The following is a 261-nucleotide window of genomic DNA, read 5'->3' as shown; positions in this document are numbered from 1 at the left end:
TCCTAAGCAGGCTTCTTAAATTTGGCTCCTCTGACTGGACTCGAACCAGTGACATACGGATTAACAGTCCGCCGTTCTACCGACTGAACTACAGAGGAATCGTGTGAACGAGGCGCATATTACTGACCTCACCATGACGTGTCAACAGTAAAATTAATACGTCATATCAATTGGTTAATTAATCTTCAAATTCAGTATTAATGTACATTTGATGAGCGAAAATGGTCTTCTTCCTGGCTATCGCGCAACCGAAGCATTGGG

1 tRNA gene is annotated in these 261 nt (G+C 42.9%); it reads right to left on the bottom strand.

What is annotated here, in order from left to right:
- Positions 1-22: 22 nt before the first annotated feature.
- Positions 23-98, bottom strand: a tRNA-Asn gene (locus tag FDX22_RS08475).
- Positions 99-261 lie beyond the last annotated feature (163 nt).

This window comes from Citrobacter sp. TBCS-14 (assembly GCF_005280805.1).
In the GTDB taxonomy this organism is placed as follows: domain Bacteria; phylum Pseudomonadota; class Gammaproteobacteria; order Enterobacterales; family Enterobacteriaceae; genus Citrobacter; species Citrobacter gillenii.
This window is presented reverse-complemented; position numbering and strand designations above follow the sequence as displayed.